The following is a 9605-nucleotide window of genomic DNA, read 5'->3' as shown; positions in this document are numbered from 1 at the left end:
GGAGACGCGGGGTACGGCGGTGGCGATGGTGCGGGCGCGCGCGGGCCGCACGTCGGTGTCGGCGCCGATGACTCCTTCACGCTGGCACGCGCCGGAGAAAGGCCGCGCTGGGGCGCCAGACTCCCGATGAACATGGACACGGTCCGGCGTGTGGCCCAGGACTGGGACATCCGCATCGACGACCTGACCATCAAGATCGACAAGAGGGTGGACGGGCTGGCTGGGGTGACATATCCCGATCAGACTGTCCTGCTGCGGCGAGCGGCCTTCCGCAGCGAGGAACTGCTGGCCCGCACCCTCGCCCACGAGCGGTACCACGTGGAGGACCTGCGCAAGGGCGGCTCCTATCCGACGTCCAACAAGGAAGCGATCCCGTGGGAAGACCGGGCCTATGCCTTCGAGGACGAGTGGTGGGCCAACCATCCACGTAACCAGTGACACAGGAGGAGCCGGCTGCCCCGGACCAGGCCCGGGGCAGCCGTGCGCACCTACCTCCGAGGTATATAGAGCTGAAGAGGACAGCGTGCAGCCGGCGAGACGGCTCGAGCACCGAGGTGGACCACGTGTCGAATACCCATGACGAGGCACTCCGATGGGAGAGCTGGCTGCACGCTTATGAGCAGGCTCGTGACGAGCTGCCCGGACCCATCTCCGGGCGCTGCCCGAACTGCGGACGGGCTTGCCTCCGCCTGGTGTACCGGCTCCGGGTCGCCCATCTGCTCGCCGGTGACGCCCACTTCTGGTGTGACCACTGTCTGCAGGGGCCTTACCTCGGCCGCGTCGAGATCCCCGAAGCCGCCGCGGCGGACGCGGACGAGCAGACGTTCCAGCGACGGAGACCCACGATCCCGGACTACGAGCTCATCCCCCCTGCGACGTCCGAACCCCTGTAGACCGGACGTGTGGGGCGCCGGAAAGCTATCCTTCGGCCATCTCGCGGACAGGAGGCGGCTATGGAGTTCCTTCGGCTGCCGCTGCGTTATGCGCACCTGATGGGCTTCGCGCTGCTGGTCGACTCGTGGATCGCCCCCGCACACCGTTTAGGAAGGACAGCCGAATGAGCGTTCTCAAGGATCGGGTGGCACTGGTCACCGGCAGTTCGCGAGGGATCGGCGCGGCCATCGCGACCACGTTCGCACAGGCCGGCGCCCGGGTCGCGCTGCACGGCCGGGACGAAGCCGCGCTCGCCGCGGTGCGGGCACGCATAAACGACCTCGGTGGCGAGGCCATCAGCGTGACCGGCGACGTCACCGTCGCCGCCGACCTCGACCGGATCCGCGAGCAGATCCTCGAACGGTACGGCCACGTCGACGTGCTGGTCGCCAACGCGGGCAGCTCGGACAGCCGCCCCACGCCCATCGAGGACATCACGGAGGAGAGCTGGCGGGCCGACATCGACCGGAACCTGACCGGCACCTTCCTGACCGTGAAGTGTTTTCTACCCGACATGAAGCAGCGCAGGACCGGCAACATCATCACTCTGTCCTCCGCGGCCGGGCGCAAGCCGAGCGAACGGACGATCGTCGCGTACGCCGCGGCAAAGGCCGGTGTGCAGATCTTCACACAGGATCTGGCCGCCCAGGTGGGCCCGTTCGGCGTCCGCGCCAATTGCCTCGCCCCGGAGACGGTCCTCACCGAGACCAACAAGCAGTGGATACCGGCCGACGTCCAGCGCTCGCTCGCCGAATCACACCCGCTGCGGCGACTCGGCACGCCCGAAGACGTCGCCCGGGCCGCGCTGTTCCTCGCATCCGACGAATCGAGCTGGATCACCGGCGTCATCGTCGACATCGCCGGTGGCGCCGTGCTGGTGTGAAGGGTGCATTCGCCCCGGCCCGGTCCTCTGACCGGGCAATCGCCTACGGTCAGTCCAAGACGGCCAACCGCGCGATCGCCTCCGGATATGTGTTCAAGACGCCGCAGCAAGGGGCCGCCACGTCCGTGCTGCCGGCGACCTGGCCGCCGCCCGCCTGTGGCAGGCATCCCGCCACATGATCGCGGCAACGTGCGCCTGAACCGTCCGTTCGCGCGCCTTGAGCTCGGATCGGAAGGGCACGCAGCGGAGTGGCCTGACCCGAGCTGCGCCTGAACGTCGCATGATCCCCGGCAGAGGCGCGTGGAGACCCAGGGTTTCCCTCTCACCCTTTTGTCGCTATTGGTAGGTTTGGGCGCTTTGGGGCGGAAGTTAGTGGGTGTATGCAGTGCGGCGGTTTGGGTGCGTAGTAGGTGGCATGGTGGCCGGGTGCTTGGTGGCGGGGTGCTCTGCTCTGCCGGGGCTGAGCGCAAACCAGGCGGCGCCACCCGCCAAGAGCAGCACGCCGATGCCTTCTGCGTCCGTGTCGGCGCAGGAGACGGCCTCGGTGGTCGAGGATTACGTCAAGCGCAACAACGCGGCCAACGAGGCCATGAGTGACAAGCTGCTGGCGGGCTACGAGGGAGGCTCCAGTCTGGTCATCGACAAGGCGTCCTATGCCTCCAGCCGGAAGCTGGGCGGTGACAAGGACTACCAGCCGTTCGGCTACGCAAAGCCCACGTTCTATGTTCCGGCCTCCAAGAAGCAATGGTTCCTGACGACCGCTTACTGGAAGGGCAAGAGCGAGACCGCCAAGGAGCCGACCTATCTGCTGTTCGCCCGTGAAGGGCAGGGCTGGCGGCAGACGTACTCTCCCGACGCTTTCGAGGGAAACACCTCCAAGGAATTGCCGCAGATCGTGAGGGACGCCTCGGGAACGGCTACCGAAGTGGGTCAGGCGGACGCGGCCGGGCTGCTGATGTCGCCTGCCGCGTTCGCCAAGGGCTATGCCGCCCACCTGGTGGGCAAGGGTACCGCGGCGGAGAAGAGCCACTATGCCGCCGACAAGCTCACCACTGGCGCCGCGTCGACCCGGGCCAAGATGAACCAGTATGCCCGGCTCGCCGAGAGTGCCCGGCCGGCCACCTCGTACCCCTCCTACGCCTTGCGCACGACCGATGGTGGCGCGCTCGCCTTCACCACCATCGAGCGGACCAAGCGCTACGACGTGCGCCAAGGGCCGGAACGCAACTACGTCTTCCAGAAGAACAATGGGTTCCTGCGTGGCAAGTACTACACGTACATGAAGATGACGGAGCTGATCCAGGTGGTCGCGCACATCCCGCCGAAGGGCGCAGAGCTCGGCCAGGTCCAGGTGGTGGGCACGTACAACGGCATCATCTCCGGCAGTGGGCGCTGACACCTGCGGATCCACGCTGTCAGGAATGCCGGGGCAGTGGCCAAGTAGGCGATCTCCTCAGCGGTGCCAGGGCGTCCGGCCGGCGCCTGAGCGGCCAACTGGTCGAGGTCGTCGCCCATCTCGGAGGTTCCTTCGGTACGCGTGGGGCCGATCGCGGCTCGGCCGGACGTGTTCCGCCCGCATCAGGCTATGAGCCGTAGCTACAGGCCGTATTCCAGGAGCAGGCAGAGCCAGATCTCGCTGGTGGTGGGGAACACGGGGACGGCGTGCCAGAGCTCGTCCAGGGGCACCTCGGAGGTCACCGCGATGGTGGCCGAGTGGAGGAGATCGACCACTGCCGGGCCGACGAAGGTGGCGTCCTGTGCCGCAAGGGCGTCGAGGTCGTGGCAGGCGCACGGACCGCGACGCGCACAGCGAGTGTTGTCACTTGGGCGGCGGGTAAGTGCCACGCGGGGGTGTGCTCGTTGGACGAATTCGACGTGATCGTGATCGGCGCGGGACCCGCGGGGGAGACGGTCGCCGGCAGATGTGCCGACGGTGGGCTGTCGGTGGCGTTGGTGGAGCAGCGGCTGGTGGGGGGCGAGTGCCTGTACTACGGATGCATTCCGAGCAAGGCGCTGATCCGGCCGGGGGACGTGCTCGCGGCCACTCGCCGGGTACCGGGGGCGGCAGAGGCGCTCACCGGCGCCCTTGATTCGCGGGAGGCGTTCGCGCGCCGTGATCAGCTGGTCGGCGGGTGGGACGACTCGGCGCAGCTGCCCTATTTCGAGGAGAAAGGCGTCACGTTCGTCCGTGGGTCGGGGCGAGTCGCCGACGAGCGGGTGGTCGATATCTCGACGGCCGATGGCGCCACGCGACGGATGACGGCGCACCGGGCGGTGGTGTTGGCCACGGGCACGAGTGCGGCCATCCCGCCCATCGACGGCCTACGCCGCATCGAGGCGTGGGACAACCAGGACGCGACGGCGGCCAAAGACCTGCCCGAGCGACTGCTGGTGATCGGCGGTGGGTTCATCGGCGCTGAGATGGCGCAGGCGTTCCGGCGGCTGGGTTGTCCCGAGGTGACGGTGGTGGAGGAAGCCGAGCGGCTGCTGGTGGCGGAGGAACCGTTCGCCGGTGAGCAGGTGCGGGCGGCGTTCGAGGCTGAAGACATCAACGTCATGACGGGCGTCCGCGTGACCGCCGTTGCGCGGGCGGACGCCGAGGGGCCACTGACCGCGACTCTGGGCGACGGCCGCCAGGTCACCGCCGATGAGATCCTCGTCGCGGTCGGCCGCCGGCCGGAGACCGAGGGCCTCGGTCTGGAGACCATCGGCCTTACAGCCGGCGGATTCGTCGAGGTCGACGGCTGGATGCGGGCCGCTGGCGTGCCGGGCGGCTGGCTGTACGCAGTCGGCGACTGCAACGGCCGCGCGCTGCTGACCCACATGGGCAAGTACCAGGCCAGGCTCGCCGCCGATGTGATCATGGGTAAGGACGTGCCCGAGGCGACCGACGTGGTGCCGCGCGTGACCTTCACCGATCCCCAGGTCTGCGCGGTCGGACTGACCGAGAAGCAGGCCCGCGAACGCGGCTTGGCGGTGCGGACCGTGACCACCGCAACCGGCGACGTCGATGGGGCCCGGGTGCTGGGTGTGGGGATCACCGGCACGAGCAAGCTCGTCGTCGACGCCAACCGTAAGGTGCTGGCCGGTGCCACCTTCACTGGGCCTGGCATGCAAGAGTTGCTGCACTCGGCCACCATCGCGATCGTCGGCGAGATGCCGCTCGACACGCTGTGGCAGGCGGTGCCCCCATTTCCCACGGTCAGCGAGGTCTGGCTGCACCTGCTCGAAAAGTACGGACTCTAGGTTCCGCGCCACGCCTGACGGCGGGGGGCGGAAACGCTCCAAAGCGGTGGTGGACCGACGCCGCGCCGTGCGGATCCTCCAGACGTCGTGCCCGTCCGGCGGCCGGGTGAAGGGCTCAGCTCATCTTCCATCGCCGGCTAACCGAACGAGGCGGCGCCTTAACCCGCTCTTAGCGCGCGATTACCGCTGATCGCGATGTGCTGAGGTCATGCAGATCACCAAGAAGTTCATCATCGTAGGAGCCGGAGTCGTCACGCTGGTCGCGGGCGGGGGCGTGGCCTTAGCCACCGCCGCGTCCGCGACCGCGGCCGAGAGCGTCACTGCGTCTACGGCTACGGCTGCGACGAAGGTCACGAGGAAGCAGGCCATCCGGATCGCGCTCAAGGCGGTGCCGGGCGCCAGGGTCACCAAGGTCGAGTACTACAGCCGGGGCGCGCGGCCGGACGTGTGGGAAGTCAAGCTGATCAAGGGCTCCCAACGGCACGAGCTGTACGTCGCCGTCGCCACCGGAAAGATCATCCACCACGAGGCCAAGCGGGTGGGCCGGGACGACCACGGCGGGCACGACGACGACCGAGGCGGCGACCGGCACGGCGACCGGCACGGCGGCCGGCACGGCGGCGACGACGACTGATCAGGTGGCGCTGGTTCACCTGCCCGCAGGCGAACCAGCGTCCTCCGCTGGGCCCGCAAGGTAACGTCATCGTCACAGGTGCTTCTCGCTGCAATCCGCGCCGGTCCGGTCCTCGAATGCGCGACAGAAACCTGACTGGAGGTCCTCATGGCTCGACGACTCTCCCTCCTGCTCGTTCTGTCCGTCTCGGCGCTGGCGCTGTTCGCCGGCACCATAGCCGGGCCCGCCAACGCCGCGACAGCCATCGAGTACGGGCTGTTCGCCGCTCTGGTGCCCTGAGGGGAAGACACGAGGGCGGATCGAGATCGGGATGATCCTGCATCCGCCCTCCTCGGCACCGCCGCGACCGACCCCGCCCCTTCCACGAGTCAGGCCCGGCGACAAGCCGCACCTGCCCGTGCAGCACGTGCACCGTGACCTCGCCAGGATGCTCGTGTTCGCGTATGTGCTCGCCCTGCCGCAACGCCATCACGGTCTGCCGCAACGAACGATCGTGTCCACCGTGGACAGTGGTGGCACTGCGGCCACTGTCCGCCTCACGGGCATGCGTGAGCAGATTGTGAACGAGCGCGGTCAGCGAAACCTTGGTCATGACCGCGGCGCGCGACGGTCTCGCCGAGCTTCCAACTCCTCCGGGCTGACCGGGGTCAACATCGGCTGCCCAGGCGCGCAGAACATCGTCACCACGAACGCCGACTCCTCGTCGGCGAGGTGGTTGCCGTCCTGGTAGTGGATCACGTCCCCACCGGGCTCCCAGAACGCCTCGCCGGCCCGGACAACCCGCACGGGTTCGCCTTCGAGCTCGAAGTTGATGGCCCCCTTGACCACGAACCCGTACGCGGGCCCGGAGTGCCGGTGAGGTGGCGCGCCAGGGCTGTTCGGCGGCAACGTGACCAGGATCGTCATCGCCTCGGCCCCCTCCGGCGCAGGCGGCGCTCCCGGCACGGTGGCGATCACGTCGATCTTCGGCGGCGGCCCGCTCTTGTCAGGGTTCTCGAGGTGGTGAGCGTGAGCGTGATCGGTGCTCATCAGGATTCCTTCCCGGGAAGTGGCCGGCTCGATCCGGCCGTTCACCAGCTCAGACAAGACAGCGCCCCGATGTGTGACAACGCTCTGAACAGTGCGCCTGCCGGAGACCACGCCGAGCCGGTCTTGCCGGCGCTACTGGGCCGAAGCGAGGCGGCCAAAGAACATCGAGATCGCTCCTCCGGGTCACGTCGACGGTGGTCAGGCGCGCTTGAGGAAGGTGACTACGAAGTGTGAACAGGGACCCGCAGGAGGGCGGTGCGAGCGGGGTGTGCGGTACGGGCAAAGGGAGGGGTGCACGCTGGCGGAGCAGGAGTGGGTACGGCTGCTGGCGGACGAGTGGTTCGAGGGCCGGGGAACCGACCAGGACGGTCGCGCAGTTACGGGTGCACGAGCGGTCCCCGAGGTCGGCTACCAGCTGCTCTGGCAGAAGCTGACGTGTCGCTGACCGCCCCGCTGGTCGCGACGCCCACCACCAAAGCCCTGCGTGACCTGCGCCGCAGAGTCGTCGGTGCTGCTCATCCCTAAAGCGACATTACGTCCAGAGCTCGACGCCGTCGCCCCGCCATCCCGGCTACGAACCCGGACGCCCTTGCAGGCGGCGCTCCAGCTCCGTCGCGCTGTCTTGGGTGAAGTTCCCGCTGATCTCCAGCCGGCTACCCAGGATCGGCTCCGAGATCACCGGCGTGGACAGTACCTTGCCGTCTACCACGATCGCCAGCTGATTACGCGGGGAAGGCTGCGAGTGCAGCTCGGCGGTCAGGCGGCTGAACGCGGCCGCGTCCGCTTCCTCCAGGCTCACCCGCAGCCCCCACTGCTGGCTGTCGAGCATTCCGGCCTGAGCGTCTCCCACCCGCCGCACCGTCATCCCCTCGGCCAGCCGGTAACACGCCGTCCCGTCGGCGCTGGCGACCGTGCCGCTCGTACACGGCGGTGGGCTCAGCTCCAGCACCGGCTGCAGCCGGAACGGCACCGGATCGGCCACCGGCCCCTCGCGTTCGTCGCCCCGTAGGACGACGGCCACCGCGGCGGCGAATAGCGCAAGGAGCACGACGGAACCGGCCACCACCGCCACGATGATCCACGCCGCGGGGGACCGTCGCGGCCGAGGCGGAGGCGGAGGCGCGTAGTAGGGAGAGCTCATTCCAGCTCCAGTAGATCGAGACGTGGCTCGCAGAACAGCATCCAGCACCATAGCCTGTGCGGAGGTACTGGGAACGGGTTCTGGGCTGCGGATGATCAAAATCATTTACCACTACGCGGGGACCGACACCTCTGCAATTCCCCAGCGATGCTGAGGTCGGCTGCCGATCGTCATCCTGCGCGGCCTCGCCAGCGCGGACCGCGAACGTGCCCTGCAGCCGAATCCACTGCTCTCATGCGGTCATCTCTTCCCGAGTCATGCGGTACTCGCTAGCTGGGGGAGGAGTCGTTGCTTGACCGCTCTCGCCGCTTGACCGTCACGCGGCGTCCTGGATGCCGTGTTCATGCCCTGACCGGCCATCGGCGAGTGGACGTGCGCCGCGTCGCCTACCAGGAACACCCCGGACCGGTAGCCCGCGCTTTCCCGAAGTCCGCCAGCGCCTTCCACGTCAACGCTATGTTGCCAACGTCGAACCTCCCAGCCCGTGCTGATAGACCAGCGCGACCAGGTGGGCGCGGTCGCGGGCGCGGACCTTCATCAACGTCCTGCTGACGTGCGTTTTCACGGTCGCCTCGCCGATGAACAGTCGTCCGGCGATCTCGGTGTTGCTCAATCCCTGCGCGACCAGGCTGGTGACCTCCTTCTCACGCTCGGTGAGCCGATCGAACAGCCGTCCAGACGGATTGATCCCCCGGCTGCCCGCCAGCTGGGTGATCAGCCGCCGGGTCAGCCCGGGCGACAGCAGTTCCTCGCCGCCCGCGACGACCCGGATGCCGTGCAGGAGCTGTGGCGGGTCGGTGTTCTTGAGCAGGAAGCCGCTCGCGCCCGCGTCGAGTGTCTCGATGATGTACTCGTCCAGGTCGAACGTGGTCAGGATGAGTACCCTGACCTCGGCCAGGTCCGGGTCGGCGACGATCGCCCGGGTGGCCTCAAGGCCGTCCATACCCGGCATCTGCACGTCCATCAGCACCACGTCCGGGTGCTCCCGCCTGGCCAGCTCGACCGCCTCACCTCCGTCGTGGGCCACGCCGACCACCTCCATGTCGTCGGCGCTCTCCACCAGCACCCGGAAGCCGCCCCGGACCAGCGCCTGGTCGTCGGCGATGAGTACTCTGATCATGTCGGCAGTCCCGCCCTGACCAGGAAGCCACCGCCGGGCCTCGGCCCGGCGGTGAACTCACCGCGCAGCGCGCTGACCCGCTCACGCATCCCCCTGATGCCGTGCCCGTCGCCGCAACCTGCGTCCTCGCCCGCCCGGTTCGTGCGCCTGTCGCCGTTCGCCGAGGTCATCCCACCGTTGTCGCTGACCTCGATCGTCAGCTTGTCCGAAGCGTAGATGATCATCAGACTGACCGTACTCGCCGCCGAGTGCCTGCGGACGTTCGTCAGAGACTCCTGAATGATCCGGTACGCGGTCAGGTCCACCTGCCGCGGCAGCCGCCGCCGCTCCCCGCGAATCGTCAGCTCGGTCCGGACCCCGGCCGCACGGGCGGTCTCGAGCAATGTCCCCAGCCGGTCCAGCCCGCCAAGCCCCGGCGCGGAGTCGCCGGCGCGCAGGCTCCCGAGCAGCGCCCGCACCTCAGTCAGCCCATCGTCGCTGAGCGTCTTGATCGCTTTGAGCGCCTCGATGGCCTGGCGTGGACGCTGCTCCACGACGTGCAGCGCGACGCCTGCCTGGATGCTGATCGCGGCCATCGCGTGCGCGCACACGTCGTGCACCTCGCGGGCGATGCGCAGCC

The 9605-nt window shown here is 68.5% G+C and carries 15 protein-coding genes; 9 read left to right on the top strand and 6 right to left on the bottom strand.

Features of this window, described 5'->3' with window-relative positions; all coding sequences use genetic code 11:
• From AB0J09_RS44610 to AB0J09_RS44590, 5 genes are all read left to right on the top strand, one after another.
• Positions 1-438: hypothetical protein (locus AB0J09_RS44610; RefSeq protein WP_360705344.1), on the top strand; the 438-nt coding region annotated here is incomplete at its 5' end.
• A gap of 125 nt (positions 439-563) precedes the next feature.
• Positions 564-893 carry a hypothetical protein gene (locus tag AB0J09_RS44605; protein WP_360705341.1) on the top strand — a complete coding sequence of 110 codons (330 nt, stop codon included), beginning with the start codon at positions 564-566 and terminating at the stop codon, positions 891-893.
• 164 nt (positions 894-1057) lie between these two features.
• Positions 1058-1816 (top strand): SDR family NAD(P)-dependent oxidoreductase, encoded by a 759-nt coding sequence (locus AB0J09_RS44600; RefSeq protein ID WP_360705338.1) that lies wholly within the window; start codon positions 1058-1060, stop codon positions 1814-1816.
• Positions 1813-1995 carry a hypothetical protein gene (locus AB0J09_RS44595; protein WP_360705336.1) on the top strand — a complete coding sequence of 61 codons (183 nt, stop codon included), beginning with the start codon at positions 1813-1815 and terminating at the stop codon, positions 1993-1995. Before AB0J09_RS44600 ends, AB0J09_RS44595 begins: the two co-directional genes overlap by 4 nt.
• Before the next feature lie 326 nt (positions 1996-2321).
• Complete coding sequence (locus tag AB0J09_RS44590) at positions 2322-3212, top strand: hypothetical protein (RefSeq protein WP_360705333.1); 891 nt, start codon at positions 2322-2324, stop codon at positions 3210-3212.
• A gap of 200 nt (positions 3213-3412) precedes the next feature.
• Here the strand turns inward: AB0J09_RS44590 and AB0J09_RS44585 are convergent, their stop codons facing one another.
• Positions 3413-3547 (bottom strand): hypothetical protein, encoded by a 135-nt coding sequence (locus AB0J09_RS44585; RefSeq protein WP_360705330.1) that lies wholly within the window; start codon positions 3545-3547, stop codon positions 3413-3415.
• Positions 3548-3676: 129 nt separating this feature from the next.
• Between AB0J09_RS44585 and AB0J09_RS44580 the strand changes: the two genes are divergently transcribed.
• The 3 genes from AB0J09_RS44580 (at position 3677) to AB0J09_RS44570 (ending at position 5975) form a co-directional block, all read left to right on the top strand.
• Positions 3677-5062 (top strand): NAD(P)/FAD-dependent oxidoreductase, encoded by a 1386-nt coding sequence (locus tag AB0J09_RS44580; protein ID WP_360705327.1) that lies wholly within the window; start codon positions 3677-3679, stop codon positions 5060-5062.
• Positions 5063-5270: 208 nt separating this feature from the next.
• Positions 5271-5696, top strand: coding sequence for a PepSY domain-containing protein (locus AB0J09_RS44575; protein ID WP_360705325.1), 426 nt, complete (start codon positions 5271-5273; stop codon positions 5694-5696).
• 147 nt (positions 5697-5843) lie between these two features.
• Positions 5844-5975, top strand: coding sequence for a hypothetical protein (locus AB0J09_RS44570; RefSeq protein ID WP_360705322.1), 132 nt, complete (start codon positions 5844-5846; stop codon positions 5973-5975).
• 309 nt (positions 5976-6284) lie between these two features.
• Here the strand turns inward: AB0J09_RS44570 and AB0J09_RS44565 are convergent, their stop codons facing one another.
• Entirely contained in the window at positions 6285-6725 is a 441-nt protein-coding gene (locus tag AB0J09_RS44565) for a cupin domain-containing protein (protein ID WP_360705319.1), read from the bottom strand.
• Positions 6726-6993: 268 nt separating this feature from the next.
• On the opposite strand from AB0J09_RS44565, the gene AB0J09_RS44560 reads away from it, so the two are divergent.
• Positions 6994-7170, top strand: a complete 177-nt coding sequence (locus tag AB0J09_RS44560) for a hypothetical protein (protein ID WP_360705316.1) — start codon at positions 6994-6996, stop codon at positions 7168-7170.
• A 126-nt stretch (positions 7171-7296) separates the two neighbouring features.
• On the opposite strand, the gene AB0J09_RS44555 is transcribed toward AB0J09_RS44560, so the two are convergent.
• From AB0J09_RS44555 to AB0J09_RS44540, 4 genes are all read right to left on the bottom strand, one after another.
• Positions 7297-7866, bottom strand: a complete 570-nt coding sequence (locus tag AB0J09_RS44555) for a hypothetical protein (protein WP_360705314.1) — start codon at positions 7864-7866, stop codon at positions 7297-7299.
• A 255-nt stretch (positions 7867-8121) separates the two neighbouring features.
• Positions 8122-8265: an FAD-dependent monooxygenase gene (locus tag AB0J09_RS44550; protein ID WP_360705347.1), complete on the bottom strand. Its 144-nt coding sequence runs from the start codon at positions 8263-8265 to the stop codon at positions 8122-8124.
• Between the two features lie 55 nt (positions 8266-8320).
• Positions 8321-8986 carry a response regulator transcription factor gene (locus AB0J09_RS44545; protein WP_360705311.1) on the bottom strand — a complete coding sequence of 222 codons (666 nt, stop codon included), beginning with the start codon at positions 8984-8986 and terminating at the stop codon, positions 8321-8323.
• Positions 8983-9605 (bottom strand): sensor histidine kinase (locus AB0J09_RS44540; protein ID WP_360705308.1); only part of this gene is annotated, 623 nt, incomplete at its 5' end. The genes AB0J09_RS44540 and AB0J09_RS44545, both read right to left, overlap by 4 nt.

The organism is Nonomuraea sp. NPDC049784 (genome assembly GCF_040659615.1).
Lineage (GTDB): Bacteria > Actinomycetota > Actinomycetes > Streptosporangiales > Streptosporangiaceae > Nonomuraea.
Note: the sequence above shows the minus strand (reverse complement) of the source record. Positions and strands in the feature narration are given on the sequence as shown.

Excerpts from the sequence above, each read along its gene's own strand:
- AB0J09_RS44575 (WP_360705325.1), top strand. The coding sequence starts at position 5,271 with ATGCAGATCACCAAGAAGTTCATCATCGTAGGAGCCGGAGTCGTCACG.
- AB0J09_RS44590 (WP_360705333.1), top strand. The coding sequence starts at position 2,322 with ATGCCTTCTGCGTCCGTGTCGGCGCAGGAGACGGCCTCGGTGGTCGAG.
- AB0J09_RS44570 (WP_360705322.1), top strand. The coding sequence starts at position 5,844 with ATGGCTCGACGACTCTCCCTCCTGCTCGTTCTGTCCGTCTCGGCGCTG.
- AB0J09_RS44565 (WP_360705319.1), bottom strand. The coding sequence starts at position 6,725 with ATGAGCACCGATCACGCTCACGCTCACCACCTCGAGAACCCTGACAAG.
- AB0J09_RS44545 (WP_360705311.1), bottom strand. The coding sequence starts at position 8,986 with ATGATCAGAGTACTCATCGCCGACGACCAGGCGCTGGTCCGGGGCGGC.
- AB0J09_RS44555 (WP_360705314.1), bottom strand. The coding sequence starts at position 7,866 with ATGAGCTCTCCCTACTACGCGCCTCCGCCTCCGCCTCGGCCGCGACGG.
- AB0J09_RS44600 (WP_360705338.1), top strand. The coding sequence starts at position 1,058 with ATGAGCGTTCTCAAGGATCGGGTGGCACTGGTCACCGGCAGTTCGCGA.